Here is a 20,379-nt window from a genome sequence, read left to right as displayed (position 1 = left end):
TGCAGTAGCCGCCGCGGTTCACAATCGATGCGGGTCTGTTAGAATGCCCGCGATTTCGAATTAGGATCACTATGACAGCCATCGACTGGACCATTCTGGTCATTCTTATCGTATCGTCCCTGATCAGCCTTAAACGCGGCTTTACCAAGGAGGCGTTGTCGCTGGCTACCTGGATTGTGGCGCTGGTCATTGCACGCTTGTTCAGCGATAAACTGGCAGTCGTTCTGGCCAGTTTGATTCAATCTGACGCCTGGCGTTACACCGCTGCGTTCGCCATCCTTTTTGTCGCCACATTGATCGTTGGCGCCCTGGTCAACCATTTGCTCGGTGAATTCGTTCGCATGACCGGCCTGACGGGCACCGATCGGGTGCTGGGTATGGTTTTCGGCCTGCTGCGCGGCCTGGTTGTGGTCGTTGCCTTGCTGGCACTGGGGCGGCTGTTTGCTCTTGACCAATTCTGGCAGGATTCCCTGCTGGTACCTTTCTTCGAGCCGGTGATCAGTTGGACCGGTGAGTACATCAACAAAGCATCCAATGCCATTTTGTCGGTCGGAGGTGAGTAAGCCATGTGCGGTATAGTGGGCATCGTTAGTGATTCTGCCGTTAATCAACAGCTGTACGATGCCTTAACGGTATTGCAGCACCGGGGGCAGGATGCCGCAGGTATCGTTACCGAAGACGCAGGGCGCTTTTATCTGCGTAAAAGCAATGGATTGGTCCGGGACGTATTTCGCAACGACCACATGCAACGCCTGACCGGCCACACCGGTATCGGCCATGTGCGGTATCCGACGGCGGGGTCGTCCAGTACAGCGGAAAGCCAGCCTTTTTACGTCAATTCACCCTACGGTATTGTGCTCGCTCACAATGGCAATCTGACCAACTCCGGTGAACTGAACAAGGCTTTGTATCAATCTGATCTGCGCCATGTGAATACCACATCGGATTCCGAGGTATTGCTTAATGTCTTTGCGCACGAACTGCAGCTGCAGGGCAAGCTGCAACCGGGCGCAGACGATATCTTTGCCGCCGTCGCTGCCGTGCATCGCCGCTGTCGGGGAGGCTACGCCGCCGTTGCCATGATTTCCGGTTACGGCCTGGTCGCGTTTCGCGACCCATTCGGCATTCGTCCGCTGGTCATCGGTCAGCGCACCAGCGAAGCCGGGCGTACCGAGTACATGATTGCTTCCGAGAGTGTGGCGCTGGACGTTCTTGGCTACAAGCTGATGCGTGACGTGCACCCGGGTGAAGCTGTCTACATCGACCCCGAGGGGCATTTGCACACGCGTCAGTGCGCTGATCATCCGCAGTTGTCACCCTGCATGTTTGAGTTTGTGTACTTTGCGCGCCCGGATTCCATCATCGACGGCATTTCTGTCTACAAGGCGCGTCTGCGCATGGGCGACGCTCTGGCAGACAAGATTTCCCGAGACTGGCCAGACAACGACATTGACGTGGTCATTCCCATACCGGACACCAGCCGTACCAGTGCACTGCAATTGGCTAACCGGCTCGGCGTGCATTATCGGGAAGGTTTTATGAAGAACCGTTATATCGGGCGTACCTTCATCATGCCGGGGCAAAAGCAGCGCCAGAAATCGGTTCGGCAAAAGCTTAATGCCATTGGACTGGAGTTTCAGGGCAAGAATGTGCTGCTGGTCGACGATTCCATTGTACGCGGCACGACTTGCAATGAGATTATCGAAATGGCCCGGGATGCCGGTGCCAAAAAGGTGTACTTCGCCTCGGCAGCGCCGGAAGTGCGCTACCCTAATGTTTACGGGATCGATATGCCGGCGGCCCATGAATTGATTGCGCACGGCCGTAATAACGAAGAAATCCGCACGATGATCGGTGCCGATAAGCTGATTTACCAGGATCTTGAAGATTTACGCCAGGCCGTGCAATCTCACAAGGCAGACGTTCACACCTTTGATTGCTCGGTTTTCGACGGTCAATACGTGACCGGCGACATTGATGGCGACTATCTCGCCGCGCTGGAAGCATTGCGTAACGATGCGTCACAGGGCGAGCGACGCAGCACCGATGATGAAACACCCATGGTCGATCTGCATAACGACACCTGACAGTCGGAGTGACTGGCCGGCATTCCTGGCCAGTCGCCGGGCAGCCCGGCTTTTGAACCCGCCAGGGCGACTCTTTTTCAACACCAGGAATCCACATGAACAAATCGCGTGAAGATGCTATCAACCAGGCCCGTCCCGCAACGCGTGCAGTGCGCGGCGGTTATCGGCACACGGCTGAGATGGAGCATTCCGAAGCGTTGTTCATGACATCATCCTATGTGTTTGAAAGCGCAGCAGATGCAGCGGCTACCTTTGCTGGCGATCAGGAAGGAAATGTTTATTCTCGCTATACCAACCCCACGGTTCAGGCATTCGAAGCGCGACTGGCACTGCTTGAAGGCGGCGAAGCCTGTGCGGCTACCAGTTCGGGCATGGCCGCTATTTTCAGCGTCTGTATGGCCTTTCTCAAAAGTGGAGACCATCTGGTCTCCTCGCGCAGCATTTTTGGCTCAACCAACGTGGTGTTCAACCGCTACCTGGAACGTTTTGGTGTTACGACAACCTACGTAGACCCCAAAGACGTGGAAGCCTGGCGGGCGGCTATACAGCCCAATACCCGCCTGTTGTTCCTGGAAACACCGTCGAACCCACTGTCTGAAGTGACCGACCTCGAGGCTGTGGGGGCTATAGCTCGCAAGGCGAACGCACTGCTGGTCGTGGACAATTGCTTTTGCACGCCCGCGTTGCAACGACCGCTGGAGCAGGGCGCTGATCTGGTGATTCATTCAGCGACCAAGTTTATTGATGGCCAGGGCCGTGCACTGGGCGGCGCTGTGGTGGGTCGCGAGGAACAGATTAATGAAATCGTCGGGTTCTTGCGCAGTGCGGGCCCGAGCATGAGTCCGTTCAATGCCTGGATCTTCCTGAAAGGTCTGGAAACCCTTGAGTTGCGTATGAAACAACACTGCGCCAATGCCCAGGCCCTGGCCGAATGGCTGGAACAGCAGCCCGTCGTGACCCGGGTACATTATCTGGGGTTGCCTGCTCACCCGCAGCATGACCTGGCCAAGCGTCAGCAGTCTGGTTTTGGTGGCGTACTCAGTTTTGTGGTCCAGGGCGGGCAGGCAGCAGCGTGGTCGGTTATTGATGCGACGCGCATTCTGTCGATTACGGCCAACCTGGGTGATACCAAAACCACCATCACCCACCCCTACACAACAACCCACGGGCGGGTAGACGAAGCAACCAAGGAAAGCGCAGGCATTGTACCCGGGCTGATTCGCATCGCGGTGGGTCTTGAAGACGTCGAAGACATGAAAGACGATCTGGCGCGTGGCCTCAATGCCCTGGTGACAGACGCTCAAGTATAAGGGGCCGCGCGCTTCTGTGCAGTATGCCGACGCCAGCAGTTATGAACGTTGCGCCCAAATTAGGGGTGTGAAGCCCGGTTCGGCTGCTCAATCACTTTGAATTAAGGATCGCCCTGAATGACCGATATTGCCACGGTAACTCAACAATTGCTGGCCCAGGCTGGAAAAGTGGTTTCAGGAAAAGATGAGGTAGTGAGGCTGGCCTGGGTGGCGATACTGAGTGACGGTCATGTGCTTCTGGAAGACCTGCCCGGCGTTGGCAAGACATCGCTGGCGCAGACGCTTGGGCGTCTGTTGTCGCTGGATTATCAGCGGGTCCAGTTTACCTCAGACCTGCTGCCTGCGGATGTCATTGGCGCTCAGGTATATCGTCGCGATCAGGAAGCCTTTCAGTTTCATCCGGGTCCGGTGTTTACCCAACTATTGCTGGCCGACGAGCTAAACCGGGCTACGCCGAAAGCCCAAAGTGCTCTGCTGGAAGCCATGGAAGAAGGGCAGGTCAGTTCGGATGGAGTGACCCATGCCTTGCCGGTACCCTTTCATGTGATCGCTACCCAAAACCCCCAAAGTCAGGCTGGGACCTACCCGTTGCCAGAGTCTCAGCTGGACCGTTTTTTCATGCGGCTGAGTCTGGGCTATCCCGACCTGGATTCAGAGAAAGCTCTGTTGAGCGGAACACGCGGTCGGGCTTTACTGACGGAACTCAAGCCGGTGTTGACGGCAGACGAGTTGCAAAGCCTCAAAGCAGATGTTGGCACCGTTAAGGTGTCGGATGCGGTGCTGAGCTACGTCATGCGGCTGGTTCACAGCTCGCGCGAGTCGGGGCTGTGCCGTCTGGGGTTGTCGCCACGTGGTGCCCTGGCCCTGATGACTGCCGCACGTGCGATGGCTCTGGTGGAAGGGCGTCGCTATGTGATGCCGGATGACGTACAACGAGTCTTCCCCGCAGTGGCCGGGCATCGAATACAGGGCCAGCGTGAGCACGATACGACCATACTGGTGAAGCAACTGTTGGACGAAGTGGATGTCATTGCAGCCTGAGTTGAAGCATTGATGCGCTGGCCAGCCCCCCTGCAGCGCCGCCTGGATGCCTGGGTGAGCCGCCGGTTGCCACCTGGCCGGCAGGTGACGCTGAATCAGTCCCGGATCTTCATTGTGCCCACTCGCCAGGGCCTGTTAATGCTGGGGCTGGCGATGGTTGTCTTATTAGTGGCAATCAACTTTGAAAGTTCGCTCAATTACGCGCTGGGTTTCTGGCTCATTGCCATGCTTTGGGCGGCAGTGCACCTGACTTACCGAAACCTCTCCGGGCTGGTCGTGCAAGCGGAGACGGCCGGGCTGGTGGAGGCTGGTGAAAATGCGACCTACTCACTGATGCTTAGTTCACCGCGAACTCGCTATCGTGGCCCGCTTGAGCTGCGCCATGAAGACTGGGGCCAGGTTGTCGTGGAAATGGACGGACGGGATACGCAAATCACGCTAAGCCGGCCAACACAGCGGCGCGGGCGCCAGTCGCTGCCAAGGTTTCGACTGGAAAGCCGGTATCCCTTTGGGCTGGTGGTCGCCTGGTCCTACATCAAGATGGATCTGGATGCCTGGGCCTATCCCGAACCGATTGAGCAGGCATTGCAGCCTGTGGGCACCGAACCGGAAGGCGATATCAGCAACGATCACTTTGTGCAAACCGGAACCGAGGATTTTCACTCGCTACGTGAGTATCAGGCAGGTGACTCGGTGCATCGCATGCACTGGCCTTCTTTTTCACGGGACGAACTGGTGGTCAAACACTTTGTCGATTACCAGGCTGCTGATCAATGGCTGGATTGGGATGCTTTGCCGGGCGTCGCCAGTGAATTGCGGTTGTCGGCCCTGGCCTGGCACATGCTTCGCTGTCAGCAACAGGACCGGCCCTTCGGTTTGCGGCTGCCGGGCCAGGAAATCATCCCGGACAAGGGGCCGCAGCATCTGGAGCGCTGCCGTCGGGCACTGGCCGAATACGGTGAGGTAATATGACCCAGTATGTACCAATCATGCGTCGGGTGATGCCGCTATCCGTGTTGTGGGTGCTGCTGCTGGTGCAGGGCATTATGGTGTTGCCGTTTCTGTTTTACATGCCGCTATGGTTGGGGGCGGTGTTTGCTCTGGTGCTCATATGGCGGTGGCGGGTGACCCACGGAGAAATGCGGCAGGCACCGCGCAGTCTGATCATTCTCTCTATTATGGTAGGCATTGGAGGTTTGTTGCTCAGCGGACTCAGAGCCTACAATCTGGACAGCGCCGTGGCACTGTGTGTCCTGGGGTATTTGCTGAAGTCTCTGGAGGTCATGCGCCGCCGGGATGGCATCTTTCAGGCCTATCTCGGGTATTTCCTGACCGGGATTTTTCTGCTGTATAACTACACCCCGGTTGGCGCTCTGATCGCCATTATCATGGTGCTGGCGAATACTCTGGCGTTGCACGCAGTGACCGCAGACCAGACGTTTCGCTGGAAACGGGGGACGAAACTGAGCCTGGCGCTGATGGTTGCTGCTCTGCCCATTATGATTGCCGGTTTCTTGTTTTTTCCGCGTTTGCCGCCGTTGTGGTCTATCCCCAATGACGAGCGAGGTGCTCAGACCGGTATGTCCGACCAGGTCGACCCTGGCAGTATCGCCTCACTGGCGCAAAGCACTGCGCCTGCCTTCAGGGTTCAGTTTGACGGCGATACCCCACCGCGTCAGCAATGGTACTGGCGCGGCACGACTCTGGGCGAATTTGATGGCCGGGTGTGGCGTGCGCAATTTCGTGATCGAAATCGCTTTCAATGGCCCCGCGGTCAGTTACCCTTGGCCGTGTCTGACGCGGATCAATTTGATTACTCGGTCGTGCTGGAGGCCACCCAGCAGCACTGGTTGTATTTTCTGGATTGGCCAACGCAGATACGCGGACAGGACGTGTATGTGTTACCCGACGGCCGAGCGGCCCGACGCAACAGCTTGAGCCAAACGTATCGTTACGAAGCGCAGTCGGCGACCTCGGTGAACTGGCAAAGTGAGGCGGGGTTGCAGCGGTACCAGCGTTTGCCGGGGCAGGGTAATGAAGCATTGCGCCAGTGGGGGCTTGAACTGCGTCAGGACGTCGGATCGGATGCGCAGTACATTGCCGCGATTCTGGAGCACATTCGCTCTGAGCCGTTCAGGTACACCTTGCAACCTCCGCTGTATCCGTCGGCCGATAGTCTGAGTGATTTTTGGTTTGATAGCCGGCTTGGCTTTTGTTCACATTATGCCAGTGCAGTGGCGTATCTCGCTCGTGTGGCCGGCATTCCGTCGCGACTGGTGGGTGGGTACCTGGGTGGAACCTATAACCAAAGCGGCGATTTTATTCAGGTTCGGCAAATGGAGGCTCACGCCTGGGTAGAGGTCTGGCTGAATGATCGGTGGCAACGGGTTGACCCCACCGCAGCCGTCGCCCCGGGTCGTATTGATCTCAACCTGGATGACTGGCTCAGTGAAGACAATCCCTCGGATTTGCCGTTCGGGGTGCGGTTTGGTCGAAATTTCGGGATGCTTGACGGTCTGGGGTTTTGGTGGGATTCCGTCCAGTATCAGTGGCAGGTGACGATCCTGAATTATCAGCAGAGCAACGCCCTGGGTTTGCTCGAAGCTCGTTTTGGTCGCATCAACCCCTGGCACGCAGCGGCTTTTATGGCTGCATTTTTGGCGGTGCTGGGGCTCCTGATGGCCTGGTTTACCGGGCTGCTGTACCTGCCACGACGATCGCCAGAGCCCTGGGCCAGCCTGGGTCGTGTGGAGCGCCGGTATGGGGCCCGCCATCCCGGCGAGACCGCCAGGGATTACCTGGCTCGACTGGCGTATGACTATCCCGGCCAACGGGAAGCGCTGGCACGATTGGCACAACTGATAGATACTTTGGCCTACGATCCACAGGCAACGCTCGATGCATCACGGCGTCGGGACCTCAAACAACGAGTTGAGGCATGCCTGGCGCAATGAGGGAGCCCATGAGCAACTGTCCCGGGGAGAATTTGCACATGGGCTCCGCAGGGCCTGCTAAGGGCCTGGATCTGAAGGGATTCCAGGTGAATACGTCATGTTACTTCTGTCTCAATTTCACAACGTTGAATCCCAATGGCCGACAAAAAAGCAGAAAAGCTCGCTGAGATAAAACGCCACTTCGGTCGCCGGGTCATGGACCAGGCCCGTCTGGTCATACAGACCTGGCAATCGCTGGACGACGTGCTGTGGAACCCTGACTGGCATCAAGAGTTTGTGCAGCATTGCACCAAATTGACGACGCTGGCGTCGCGTTACGAGCTGGATGGATTGCAACAGACTGCAGCGCAGTTGATTGCTTGTCTGGCTGACACCCAGCCCAATAAGCCCCCCAACAGTGAGCGGTTGCAAATACTCAGCGACAACGTCCATCTGCTGATTGAGCACAGCGCCCGACGCAGTGACGGTGACAGCGACGACGGTCGACAGTCGCTTGGCGGTCGTAAACCCGTCTATGTTTGTTTTGCTGACCAGGCGCTGGCGACGGCGTTGGGCGAACAGCTGCAGTTTTTTGGAATTCCCGCACAGGCGATTACCGATGACGAAGCACTGAATCACGTTATGCACCATCGTTTGCCTGCTGCGCTGATCATGGGTACTGAATTTGCTGGCGACGGCATTCAGTCCGCACGGGCCGCCCAGAGTCTGTTAAGTACGCCCATTCCTGTTTTTTTCCAGTCGCCCAGTGAACCCGATATCGGCATGCGGCTGGAGGCGACCCGGGCCAATGCGGTCTATTTTCAGGAAGGTTCGCTCGACATCGGCTTGCTGGTTCAGGGGCTGAGCAAGGTGTACAACTTCCGGGCGGAGCGGCCTTATCGGGTATTGGTGGTCGACGACTCCCGCTCGCAAAGCCTGTATACAGAGCGCACGCTGAACCAGGCTGGCATGATCACCCGATCGGTCAATGACCCCATGACGGTTCTGGACGCACTGCAGGAGTTCAAGCCCGATGCCGTGCTGATGGATATGTACATGCCCGGTTGTACCGGCATTGAAGTCGCTCGCATCATTCGTCAGCAACAAATCTACAACACCCTGCCGATACTGTACCTGTCGGCAGAGCAGGATGTCGGCAAGCAGATGGACGCGATGGATCAGGGTGGCGATGATTTCCTGACCAAACCAGTGGCCAGCGATGTCCTGATCGCTACGGTGAGGCATCGCTGCATTCGTCATCGTAGCCTGAAAGATCAGATGATTCGGGATAGTCTGACCGGGTTGCTGGACCACAACACCATTCTCGACGCGCTCAAACAGGGCATCACCGAGACACAGCAAAAGCAACAGCCCTTGTGTTTTGCGATGATTGATATCGATCACTTCAAGGCGGTGAATGATAATTACGGGCATCCGGTCGGCGACCGGGTAATCAGGTCGCTGGCGTTGTATTTACGCCAGCGATTCCGGGCTACCGACAGTGTAGGTCGCTATGGTGGTGAGGAGTTCGCCCTGGTATTACCCAACACACGGCTGGACGATGCCGAGCGATTGCTCAACGAGGTCTGTGCCGGTTTTGCCCGCATCGACCACGATGCCGGTGCGAGGCCGTTGAAGACTACCTTTAGCGGCGGTGTTGCCGCCTACGAAGCAGGGATGGATGCCTCCGATTTAAGTCAGGCGGCCGATCAGGCCCTGTATCAGGCCAAGCGTGACGGTCGTAACACAGTGCGTCGGGCCTGATCGGGTGATGATAGTGCCCCTGAAGTAGAGTGTCAGTGCCAGGTGTAATGTTCGCAGGCAAACGCTACTGACAAGGTACGTGGCCCAAGATTCACCCCGCCAGAGAGTGACATGGGTGTCACGATGACGTGGTTCTTGTGTTCTCTGGCGACAGCTTGCATACGCTGAAACTCGGGCAGGGCAGTGATGTCATCCAGATGCCCGGCGTAGCTGACACAGACAAATGGCGACAACAGGCCGTGCTGAATTTTATCGGTCGTATGCTCGAGTAATGTTTTGATCGCCAGGTCGTGACCGCGAATTTTCTTGATCGGGAAGGTTTTGTCATCCAGCGCCAGCACAATGGGGGCAATGTTAAGCGTACGGCCAACGATGGCTCCCAGCCAGGAAATACTATTATCGCCTTTGCGCCGGGCACGCTCTCGCAGATAAAACACATCGGCCGGTACCTGATAGGCATGCACCCGGGAACTGAGTCGATCAACCTTGCGGCGCAGCGCTGTTCCATTGACCCCTTTGCGCAATAACGCAACGGTATGTGCCGCCAGCACGCCCTGGCCGGCAAATACCGTGCGGCTGTCTTGTACCCGAATTGAGACGGTTTTCTGATTTTTTGCCGCCGTCTTTTGCGCCCGGTTAGCTGCTTCTGTTGCATGTTCGAAGGTCGGGCTGCGCATGCGGCTGACCGTCTGAATCAGAATCTCCTGATGGCCTTGTTTGATGGCTTTTTCAACCAAAGTTTGGATGGTCTGGGCTGACGTGGGCGCTGTGTCGCTTTGGTGGCCTTTATCGAGCACGCCACTCTCATAGAGCGCGATGGTTTTTTCGGTGTTGCGGTAATCGGGCATGGAATGCCCATCATACAGAATGGTCGCCGGCAGCACTTTGACGTCGTATTTGGTGAGGAACGACTGAGGCAAATCGCAGGCAGAATCAACAAACAGGGTGGTGCTCATTAAGAGAGTTTCTCCGTTTTTATAGTCGCTTTTCCTAACTGCACTATAGAGCCATTACTGCGCTGATACAAAAGAAGACCGTGGCCATAACTGGCTTAATCACACACGCTGACTCATTAACTGATGAGTCGGGCGTTTTTTTCAAATTATTATGACCGCCCGGAAGTATTAAAATTCCGTAATTCTCTTTCACATTGTCGCGTTCGACCAGGGGCGCTCCGGCAGGGTCTTCTCGAACGTTTGCTGGTGGTTGCAGGCCTTGTGACGAGTTATTCAATCAGCCTGACCGGATTTGGTATCCGTTCCACCCATTGGGCGAGCAAGCCAATCGACACTTTGTGGTAATAAACTTTCAAAGCGGGTTTCTTCTGGGTTAGTTGTCAAATATTTTCTGACAATGTGACTCGAATACCCTGTCGACCTTCTCTAGAATTGTACCTAACCCGGATGATATCGGGATTTAATACTACCGAATAACTGAGGCAACCCTGGATGGTTGTCCGGACTCAACGACCCAATCACCTGGAAAGAGGACTGAGTGTGAATCAAGCTGCCATAGATCAGACCCTGCTGCGCTGGCAGGAAAAGGAAGCCATGGCCGAGGCCATGATCCCGATCATCGGGCGTCTGTATCGCAAAAACAATGTGATTACTTCGATCTATGGCCGTCAGATTATTAATCAGTCTGTTATACAGTTGCTGAAATCCCATCGCTTTGTGCGCCAGGTAGAAGGCCATGAACTGTCGGTCAATGAGACCCTCGGCGTTCTGGAAATCATTGATGAAATGAACCTCGCACCGGCGCACATAGACATCGGCAAACTGGCGCTCAAGCATAAGTCACAGGCGATGGGCACGCCGCTGCGCCACTTTTTGGAAGACGAACTGGCTGACCTGAAAAACGGGTACGACGCCAATGCCCGCTATCAGACACCGGCCAAAGACGTGGTGTTGTATGGTTTTGGCCGCATTGGGCGCTTGCTGGCGCGCATTCTGATCGAAAAAGCCGGTGGGTCACCGTTACGGTTGCGAGCCATCGTTGTTCGCCCGGGTGGCACCGACGATGATCTGGTTAAACGGGCCAGTCTGCTGCGCCGTGACTCGGTGCATGGCAGTTTTGAAGGGACGATCACCGTCGATGCAGAACACAATACTCTGGTGGTCAATGGTACTGCCGTGCAAATCATTTACGCCAAAACACCGGCTGAAGTCGATTACACTCAATACGGCATTCGTGATGCCATCGTCGTCGACAACACCGGCATGTGGCGAGACCGCGATGGTCTTGGCCAGCACCTGAACTGCCCGGGCGCCAGCCGCGTACTGCTGACCGCACCGGGCAAGGGGGACATCAAGAACATCGTCCACGGCATTAATGATGCGTCGCTGAGCGAGGCTGATACCATTGTGTCTGCCGCCTCTTGCACCACCAACGCCATTACGCCGGTTTTGAAAGCCCTTAACGACGAATTCGGTATAGAAAACGGGCACGTTGAAACCGTTCACAGTTATACCAATGACCAGAATCTGATCGATAACTTCCACAAGGGTGAGCGCCGCGGTCGCAGTGCGCCGTTGAACATGGTGCTGACCGAAACGGGTGCTGCCAAAGCGGTCGCGAAGGCGTTGCCAGTACTCGAAGGGAAGTTGACCGGCAACGCGATCCGGGTGCCAACACCCAATGTGTCGATGGCTATTTTGAATCTGAATCTGGAAAAGGAAACCACACGCGACGACCTGAACGATTATTTGCGTCACGTGGCACTGTATTCTGACTTGAACAAACAGATCGACTACACCAATTCACCGGAAGCGGTATCCTCTGATTTCGTCGGCAATCGTAAAACCGGCATCGTCGACAGCGGCGCGACCATTGTGACCGGCAAGCGGGCTGTGATCTATGTCTGGTACGATAACGAAGCAGGATACAGCGCACAGGTCGTGCGCACTATCCACGATATGGCGGGCATTCAGTATCAGATTTACCCGAAAACGGTGTAGAAACGACTGAAAAATCCCTCGTCCGTTTAGATACACCGGCGCGGGTCATCGTTCGATTGTCAGCAACCGGATTTTCCTGTCCGGATGCTGGCAATGTCGACTCCCGTGTTCCAGTCGGTCGAACAGATAGGCCGTTAGGCCTGATCGGAAGTCGGTTCAGGTGTGCCCGGTGCTTTGGGTGGCAATGGCGACACATAACCCACCACCAGCAACAGCAAACCAACAACAATAAACGCAATGATGCCTTCTAGCGTATTGGCGTCGCCCATGTCCACAAAAAAGAGTTTCGCTACCACGATACCCAGCAACCCTGCCGCCGCCATCCAAACCGGCCTCCAGCCACGGCGCGTGGCCAGCACCATCACAGCCAATCCCGACAGCGTCCAGAACACTGACACGGCAGCCTGTGCCAGGCTGGATGCCAGTATTGCTTCCAGGTCCCAGGCGAGACCGGTCCAGTGGTGCAGGGTTCTTAGCAGCACAGCGTTCAGCCACAGAAAAGCCAACACCGACAAACCAACCAGGCCCTGCTGCCAGGTGACTGGCCGATCCGATTCGGTGCACAGTGCTTTGCAGCCAAAATAGCCGGTTGCCAGAACCAGTATCTGCGTTAGATCCAGCGGGTTTAGCAGCGGCAGGTAAGGCAAGGGCGCAAAATAGCCGGGACTGACGGCACTGGACAGCACTGTCCAACTGGCCAGAGCGAGTAATAAGGGTGTGCCGAGCCAAACCGTATAGACGCCACGGTGGGCGTTGAACGGCCATCGCTGACCTCGCAATGCCAGCCAGTAAACCGGTACCACCACCATAATCTGCGCGATGACAGGCCAGTCGGTGTATGGGCCCGTCAGTGTAACTGTCCACCAGACCAGTTCGTTTCCGATCAAGGTGATTAGCAGTAACGCGCCTGTCAGGTGCAGTCCGATCAACACTTGAGGCGCTACGGGATGGCAGCGATCCCTAAGCCACAACAAACCGTAAAAAGCTGCGAACAACAACGGCCAGCCTAGCCACCCAAGCTGATCGAGCGGGCGGGGCAGCCATTCGAGTGCAGCAATTGCCGCAAGCACCATCAAAGTTAGCAGCCCAACCGGTGTGTGGCGTAAAGCGCGCCACTTCAGCCTCCACTCCAGCCAACCCAGGGCGGCGGCCGAGGTGGCCAGAAAGCTTAGGGTGATGACCCATTGCAGGTCCGGGTCAACGTAATAAAGAATCTCTGCCAGCCCATTGGCAAACCACCACGCCAAGCCCCATACCAGCATGGGTATTGCCAGGTAGTGGGCGGGCAGCGGTAACGCAATCCCGTTTGCGTGGCTCAGGCGATAGCTACTGAATAGCCCGGCGACCGCCACAAAGACTCCGCCAATGAAGACAGCATTGAGCACCATCCAGTCCGCATGGCGGTCGAGCACCTCCGGATAAAACAAGACACCGGCGCCGATTTGAAGCCCCAGTGCGAACAGCGCGCCCAAAGGCCGGTGCTGGCGCAGACTGATCCAAAGAATCGCGGCCCCCTCCAGAGCCCAGGCCGTAGCCACCCATTCACCGTCCAGTGCAAAGGGGATCGACAGCGAGACGAAGACCAGAGCCAACGCTAAATAGGCCTCGCTCAACAGCGCGTAAGGGGCACCCCCGAGGCGGCGACAGGCGACTCTCAACAGGCTGTAGAACACACCCACCACCAAAGCAGAGATGGCCAGGCCATATTCGTGGGACTGGACCAGGCCCGCCTGCAGCCCAAACCCGACCAAAGGCACGCCAAACACCAGGGTTCCATCCACGTAACCTTTAAGCTTGGGCGGTTGTCGGCTGGCAAATAGCAGGGCAATCAGTACGTAAAAAAGGAAAAAGAGAATCAGGAAAGCCTGGGCGCCGGGCAGCTGATCCGGCGTGTACCTCAGTACCCCCCAGAGAGTGCCAATAACGAAGGTAAATAGAAAACCGAGGAGGTTCAGCACGCGCCAGGCTTTAAACCAGGCGACACCCAGGATGCCAGCATTGAGCAGGGCATAGTAACTGAACAGAGCGATGTGACTGCCTTGTCCGGTCGAGGCCAGAACCGGCGCAAGAAAACCGCCCGTTACGGCCATAATGGCCAATGCAGGGGCGTTTTGCATCACCGCCAGAGCGGCAGCCAGAACGACCATAACCAGTAACAGCGCAAAACCGACACTCGCTGGAACCAACTGAAACAGGCGCAGGGCCGTGAATGCGGTAATGTAGAGAATGCCCATGCCGCCGCCCTGAAGTACCAGCGCGTATATGCCTCTGGACTGGCGCAATCTCCAGCCGATACCGAGCAGAATAACGCCGAGCGCAGCGACAAAAAACACCTTCAACCCCATTGGCAGTGCGCCCTGGGCATTGGCGTAGCGCAATAAAAAGGCAACCCCGAAAAATAACACGATAATGCCGACTCGAACGATCAGGTTGCCTTCGGTGAAATAGCGTTTTATCCGGTCGAACGCCGTATCCAGGAAGGAAGGCTCACGTGGGCGAGGCGGAGCAGGCTGCCAGGAGTGGTCTTCTGGCTCCAGCGCCGGGCTCTCGGCAGAAGGTTGAGGTTGGTCAGCGCGAATGGCCGGCTCTGATGGTGTATCGGTAGCCGCCACAGCCTGCCAGGCTACTTCGGCCGACTCTGAAACGGATTCAGATTGCGGGGACGACTGAGTCGTGTTCTCCCTCTCGATGGCTGAGGTGGGGCTTTCGTCCGGGCTGATCTGCAGCCGCAGCTCCAGTGACCTGACCGTTTTTTCGAGCCGACGAATTCGAACCAGTAGATACACCAGCCCGGCGATCAGCAACACCCATAAACCCATAACCGACGTTTCCCTTTGGTTCGGTGCAAAACCGCATCCTATAACATTGGGCAGACCCATAGGAAGTTGAATGGTGGCCAGTGACAAGCGCTCTGCGTTGTGGTGCTTGGTTACGGATGCCCGGACCCGGTATACTGCCGCCTTTTCTCAAGGCATAAGAGACACCATGGCTATGACTAAGATTCGCACCCGTATCGCTCCGTCGCCCACAGGCGACCCGCACGTTGGCACGGCCTACATCGCCCTGTTTAACCGTGCCTTCGCCAAGAGCCAGGGCGGTGAATTTATTCTGCGCATTGAGGATACCGACCAGGTGCGTTCAACACTGGAGTCCGAAGCGGCGATACTTCACTCGCTGAACTGGCTTGGCCTGAGCTGGGATGAAGGCCCCGACTGTGGCGGGCCGCACGGGCCATACCGGCAGAGCGATCGCAAGGCGATCTATCAGGATCACGCCCAGACATTGCTCAACAAAGGTCACGCCTTCCGGTGTTTTTGCACCGCTGAACGCCTTGACGCCATGCGCAAGCAGCAACAGGAGCAGGGGTTGTCGGGCTACGACGGTCATTGCCTGAGCCTGAGCGAGGAAGAGGTTCAAGCACGCATAAAGACGAATGAGCCATGCGTGGTGCGAATGAAGATTCCCGAATCCGGTCAATGTGAGGTGGCGGATCTGTTGCGTGACCCGATCGAGATCGAATGGTCGCAAATTGACATGCAAGTACTGCTCAAATCCGACGGCATGCCGACCTACCACCTGGCCTGCGTGGTTGATGACCACCTTATGGAAATCAGTCATGTATTGCGCGGTGAAGAGTGGATTTCCTCAACCCCGAAGCAAATTCTGCTGTATCAGTATTTTGGCTGGGAGCCACCGGTTTTCTGTCACCTGCCGTTGCTGCGCAATGCCGATAAATCCAAACTGAGCAAGCGCAAGAACCCGACGTCTATCGATTATTACCACAGCCTGGGTATTTTGCCGGAAGCCCTGATTAACTTCCTTGGCATGATGGGCTGGACCATGCCCAATGGCGAAGAGAAGTTCACGCTCGATGACATGATTGCCAACTTCGATGTGTCGCGTATTTCTCTCGGTGGCCCGGTGTTTGACCCGGAAAAACTCGATTGGCTGAACGGTCGGTACCTGCGCGAAGATCTCACGCCGGAGCAATTGCTGCAGCGATTGCTGGATTGGAAATTCAATGCCGACTACGTCAGCCGTGTCATGCCGCTGGTGCAACAGCGCATTGAGCGTCTGAGCGATGTAGCGCCACTGGCACAGTTCTTTTTTCAGGGAATGCCGACGTTGACCCCGGCCAGTTTTGAGTCTGTGAAACTGGAGGAAGATACCCTCAAGAAAACCTTGCAACTGATCCTCTGGAAACTGGAAGCAGAGCGTCACTGGGGCAAAGACAACATCATGGCCGATGTGAAAGCGGTCGCTGATCACCTGGAACTTAAGATGCGCGATGTCATGGCACCGTTGTTCATTGCCATTACCGGTTCGGCTGCCTCGGTCTCGGTGTTGGATGCCATGAACATCCTGGGTCCGGATATGACCCGGGGTCGGCTGCGTCACGCCATCGAGGTATTGGGCGGCCTGGGTAAGAAGAAACTGAAAAGTCTCGAAAAGGAACTGGCGGTTATCGGTTAACCCTTAACCTTCGGGTGCAAGTTGTTGAATTAAAAGCAAAAACAGCTTGACACCCGAGCGGCCGCTTCCTATTATTGCGCGCAATTCGAGGCATCGTCTCTAATTCGCCGAGAAATCGGGGCTATAGCTCAGCTGGGAGAGCGCCTGCATGGCATGCAGGAGGTCTGCGGTTCGATCCCGCATAGCTCCACCAAATTATTAAAAACCGGACCTCGCATCCGGTTTTTTTATGGGAAATTGAATATAGGCTGGGAGAGCGCCTGCATGGCATGCAGGAGGTATCGCCGGGGTCGCGTCCGACTTCGATCCCGCATAGCTCCACCAAATTCTTTTAAAAAACCGGTCCTTGCGACCGGTTTTTTTATGGGCTGGTTTTTTACTGTGGCTTGGGTCAAGGCAGTGGACCGGGTTAGCCTCTGTCGGGGTCGGGCGGGATGCCGCCCACTCAACCCATCCATGGAGCCTAGACCGCAGCATCCATGCTGCGGACTACCCCGTCAGAGGCTAACCCGGCCCACTGCCTTCGCCTGTGCCATAGGCTTATTACGCTACTTCAAGACTGCTTCTGGTATGTAATTGACAGAGTCGATGGTGTGCAGAGGGCGAGTCGCCGGGTTGGGTCTTTTCGGGGTTGTCTGAGGCATGGACTAAAACGCCGGGAGCGTTTTAGCACGAGCGCAGCGAGCCCGAAGGGTGAATCCCAGGGATGGGATTCATATCCCGAAGCCAAGCTTACATGGATGTATTTACAGCGACCCCAAACAGACCCACCCCGGTGGCTCTACCGCAACCTCAGAATAGAGCTCAAAAAAGCTAACCAAAGGCACTGAAACTCACCACATCCAATTTCGCAACCTGAGCAGCAACCGTTCGGGTTCTGACAATTCCGCGCGTTCGGCGAGCAAGGCAGCGAGCAGTTCCGGCCGGTCGGTGATGATGTTGTCGACGCCCTGGTCGATCATTCTCGACATGGTGCGGCGGTCGTTGACGGTCCAGACGTGGATTTCCTGGTTTTGCCGGCGGACATTGCTGATTCGGGCCGGGCTGATCAGCACATCACGCAGGGCGAGTACATCGAAGGGTTGGCCGTCAATTGAGCCGATGACCGAGTGCACCAGCAGGCTGGTTCGCATCTCGGGCGCCAGTCGCTGTGCTTCGCGCAGCACTGAGGGTTCCAGTGCGGCGAAGAGGGTTTGGTTAATCATGTCTTGCTGTTTCAGTGTCTCTACGACCCGACGCACCAGCCCGGGGCTTTGCGGACTGGTTTTTACTTCCAGATAGAGTTTTGCCCGACCGCGCATCAGATCAATCGCTTCGATAAGAGTGGGGATACGGGACCCTTCGTAGTCGGGACTGAACCGGCGGCCGGAGTCCAGCGCCCGAATGTCCGCCAGGGTGAGGTTCCACACATCTCTGGGGTCCCCGGCGAGGCGCAGCAGGTCTTTGTCGTGCAGCAACACCAGATGGCCGTCGGCGGTTTGCCGTACGTCCAGTTCGATGTAGTCGGCACCGTCTTCGATGGCATACTGGATCGCCGCCAGTGAATTGTCCGGGGCCTTCAACGAACTGCCACGGTGAGCAGTGATGGCGATGTTTTCGGGTGTGTTCCAACTGTTGACGACATAGCCGACCTGGGCCAGCGCCAGTACGACAACAATCACCTCAATGCCCCAGGCCATGGCGCCTACCTGGCGGGGCTCCGGGTCCGGGGGCAGGCCGACATGGCGCCCCTGTCCCCGCAGATACAACTTCAGGATGACCAGGCTGTTCAGGCTGACACCCATGAAACCAACCGCCACAGCAAGCACCGCGTAGGTGATGATCAGCAACACCATCACCGGGATCAGCAGGCTGTAAAATTCGGGCAATATGGCCAGCAAACCCTTGGCCAGCCATTCAAACACCAGTGCCAGCAGTATGGGCAGCAAGGCAACACCGATACCGGCGCTGATCAGTAGGGCGCCAATGTTCAGACGGGCGCCTTTGCTCAGTTGCGCACTGCGCTTCAGTGCCTGTCGTGGTGACCGTTCTTCCAGCAGCAGGATCGGCAACGCCAGGACCCAACGCAGATAAAGACTGCCATTCACGACGGCGATAACGACCGATGCAGCGCCCATAATGGCCAGAAACCCCCAGTAAGCGGGCGGTTGTTCGGTGATCACATAGTACAGGTCATAGTCGGTTAACAGGCGGTTGAAGGCGAAAATGACCAGGGCAATAAAGGGTGCCGCGACCAGCAATTGCACGAATACCTGAATGCCTGCCAGTCGGAGCAGTCTGGGTAAGCGGTGGGCGACTCGCCAGAGTGCGCTGGCGGCGGTATGGAACCGATTGTCCCGGCCGTGAGAGACAATCAACATCATGCCAGCGTGTTGCAGGAAGATGGCCATGATCGCTAGGGTCCCGGACACCAGTATCCACAGCAGGCCGGCCGGTGAGATCAGGAACCGGGCCAGATCAACGTTGCTGATCAGCGAGGCGTCGGCGAGGTTGACCAGCACGGACAATAGCCAGCCCGACACCGGCGACAGCAGACTGAACGCCAGAATGATGAAATAGACGTGAAACGCCAGCAGTGGGCGCCGGTGGTAGCGCAGAGCGGCCAGGGCGTGGCGAAACAGATGTCGATTGGTAACCATGGCCTCCGGGACAGCGTTCAGTCAGTGCAGGTTATTGGTTGTGGTGATGTAGTGGCGGGTCTATCCAGTCAGAGCATACCTGATTGAGGTAAAAACGTCTCGACCATTGCGTGTAAGTGGTAGGATTTGCGTATTCCGGATACGGCCATAAAAGTGAATTGAATGCATTGGGTCAGCCCCGTTAGAAAGGCTTTTTACGGCGTGTTTGTCAGTGTATTGCTGGCTATTACCCCGCTGAGCGTACCCGCTGTTAACGCGTCCGGACTGCTACTGAACGATGAGCAGTTGCGCTGGGTTGGCGAGCGCATCTATCACAACGAATGCGCCAGTAGTCCGCAATGCCTGGTGCACTGGAACGAGGGGGAGGCATTTCCCTCGCTGGGTATCGGTCACTTCATCTGGTACCCCGCGGGCGTTAACGGTCGTTTTGTCGAGAGCTTCCCGGGCTTTGTCCGCTATGTGCTTGAGCAGGACGAACCGGTACCCCAATGGTTGGCTGCATTAAACCCGATGGATGCGCCCTGGCCGGACCGGGAACGATTTGTGGCTGAAGCAGGCAGCGCTGAAGTTGAATCGCTGCGACGTTGGCTGGGCAGCAATCAGGGGCTGCAAATCGCCTACATTCTTGAGCGAGCCCAGTCGTCTTTGGCCCGGGTGGTTGCGGCCGCACCAGAAGATGAACAAACCGTTATGCAACAACGACTGACTGCGCTGGCGGCCACCCCGGGCGGCAGCTACACGCTGATCGACTACGTCAACTTCAAGGGCGAGGGCCTGACGCCCGGTGAAACCTACAACGGCCAGGGCTGGGGTTTGTTGCAAGTACTGCAACAGATGGCCTGGCACCCGGATAAAACCACCCTGCAAAGATTCCGGGAAGCCGCCGCTGAAGTGCTGACCCGGCGTGCCGCCAATGCGGATGACCCGATTGAACGCGACCGCTGGCTGCCGGGCTGGCTGAACCGTTTGGACACTTATCGGGAACCTGACACGGTCAATTGATCCAACCTTGCCTGAAATTTTCAAATTGCCTTCTATACTTGATCACGATTCAGACAGACTCGTCCAAATCGAGTGTCTGAGCTGTTCAGGGATTCGAGCAGACATGCCTCGCAGTACGACTCCCACTTATATTGTTTAACTCACGTTTCGCAGTTCGGTTTGGCCAGGCGGCT

13 protein-coding genes and 1 tRNA gene are annotated in these 20,379 nt (G+C 56.6%); 11 read left to right on the top strand and 3 right to left on the bottom strand.

Annotated features, from left to right (window positions below):
• Nucleotides 1-71: 71 nt before the first annotated feature.
• The 7 genes from G565_RS0104295 (at nucleotide 72) to G565_RS0104265 (ending at nucleotide 9,135) form a co-directional block, all read left to right on the top strand.
• Entirely contained in the window at nucleotides 72-563 is a 492-nt protein-coding gene (locus tag G565_RS0104295; protein WP_028669850.1) for a CvpA family protein, read from the top strand.
• 3 nt (nucleotides 564-566) lie between these two features.
• Nucleotides 567-2,087 carry an amidophosphoribosyltransferase gene (purF, locus tag G565_RS0104290; protein ID WP_028669849.1) on the top strand — a complete coding sequence of 507 codons (1,521 nt, stop codon included), beginning with the start codon at nucleotides 567-569 and terminating at the stop codon, nucleotides 2,085-2,087.
• Between the two features lie 95 nt (nucleotides 2,088-2,182).
• A complete protein-coding gene (locus G565_RS0104285) occupies nucleotides 2,183-3,397 on the top strand; it encodes an O-succinylhomoserine sulfhydrylase (protein ID WP_051207315.1) in 1,215 nt (404 codons plus the stop codon).
• Nucleotides 3,398-3,514: 117 nt separating this feature from the next.
• Entirely contained in the window at nucleotides 3,515-4,438 is a 924-nt protein-coding gene (locus G565_RS0104280; protein ID WP_051207310.1) for an AAA family ATPase, read from the top strand.
• A 12-nt stretch (nucleotides 4,439-4,450) separates the two neighbouring features.
• Nucleotides 4,451-5,410 (top strand): DUF58 domain-containing protein, encoded by a 960-nt coding sequence (locus tag G565_RS0104275; protein ID WP_028669846.1) that lies wholly within the window; start codon nucleotides 4,451-4,453, stop codon nucleotides 5,408-5,410.
• Nucleotides 5,407-7,392, top strand: a complete 1,986-nt coding sequence (locus tag G565_RS0104270) for a transglutaminase TgpA family protein (protein WP_028669845.1) — start codon at nucleotides 5,407-5,409, stop codon at nucleotides 7,390-7,392. Before G565_RS0104275 ends, G565_RS0104270 begins: the two co-directional genes overlap by 4 nt.
• 135 nt (nucleotides 7,393-7,527) lie before the next feature.
• Nucleotides 7,528-9,135: a GGDEF domain-containing response regulator gene (locus G565_RS0104265; protein ID WP_028669844.1), complete on the top strand. Its 1,608-nt coding sequence runs from the start codon at nucleotides 7,528-7,530 to the stop codon at nucleotides 9,133-9,135.
• Between the two features lie 32 nt (nucleotides 9,136-9,167).
• Here the strand turns inward: G565_RS0104265 and G565_RS0104260 are convergent, their stop codons facing one another.
• Nucleotides 9,168-10,091: a DegV family protein gene (locus G565_RS0104260; RefSeq protein ID WP_028669843.1), complete on the bottom strand. Its 924-nt coding sequence runs from the start codon at nucleotides 10,089-10,091 to the stop codon at nucleotides 9,168-9,170.
• 540 nt (nucleotides 10,092-10,631) lie between these two features.
• Here G565_RS0104260 and G565_RS0104255 point away from each other — a divergent pair.
• Entirely contained in the window at nucleotides 10,632-12,092 is a 1,461-nt protein-coding gene (locus tag G565_RS0104255) for a glyceraldehyde-3-phosphate dehydrogenase (RefSeq protein ID WP_028669842.1), read from the top strand.
• Between the two features lie 134 nt (nucleotides 12,093-12,226).
• Here G565_RS0104255 and G565_RS22940 read toward each other — a convergent pair whose 3' ends face one another.
• The gene (locus G565_RS22940; RefSeq protein ID WP_051207308.1) at nucleotides 12,227-14,911 is read right to left on the bottom strand and encodes a DUF2339 domain-containing protein; all 2,685 of its coding nucleotides are present in this window, start codon (nucleotides 14,909-14,911) and stop codon (nucleotides 12,227-12,229) included.
• 172 nt (nucleotides 14,912-15,083) lie between these two features.
• Here G565_RS22940 and gltX point away from each other — a divergent pair, with 172 nt between their 5' ends.
• Together gltX and G565_RS0104240 are read left to right on the top strand one after the other, a co-directional pair.
• Nucleotides 15,084-16,565, top strand: a complete 1,482-nt coding sequence (gltX, locus tag G565_RS0104245) for a glutamate--tRNA ligase (RefSeq protein WP_028669841.1) — start codon at nucleotides 15,084-15,086, stop codon at nucleotides 16,563-16,565.
• Nucleotides 16,566-16,682: 117 nt separating this feature from the next.
• Nucleotides 16,683-16,758: transfer RNA gene (locus tag G565_RS0104240), tRNA-Ala, on the top strand.
• A gap of 640 nt (nucleotides 16,759-17,398) precedes the next feature.
• Here G565_RS0104240 and G565_RS0104235 read toward each other — a convergent pair.
• On the bottom strand, nucleotides 17,399-19,204 hold the full coding sequence (locus G565_RS0104235; RefSeq protein WP_037337646.1) for a glycerophosphodiester phosphodiesterase family protein: 1,806 nt from the start codon (nucleotides 19,202-19,204) through the stop codon (nucleotides 17,399-17,401).
• 162 nt (nucleotides 19,205-19,366) lie between these two features.
• Between G565_RS0104235 and G565_RS22935 the strand changes: the two genes are divergently transcribed.
• Nucleotides 19,367-20,206, top strand: a complete 840-nt coding sequence (locus tag G565_RS22935; RefSeq protein WP_037337643.1) for a hypothetical protein — start codon at nucleotides 19,367-19,369, stop codon at nucleotides 20,204-20,206.
• The last annotated feature ends 173 nt before the right edge of the window (nucleotides 20,207-20,379 follow it).

Origin of the sequence: Saccharospirillum impatiens DSM 12546 (assembly GCF_000423605.1) — a bacterium.
Classification (GTDB): Bacteria; Pseudomonadota; Gammaproteobacteria; order Pseudomonadales; family Natronospirillaceae; genus Saccharospirillum; species Saccharospirillum impatiens.
The sequence above is the reverse complement of the archived record's forward strand: the minus strand, read 5'-3'. Positions and strand labels throughout refer to the sequence as shown.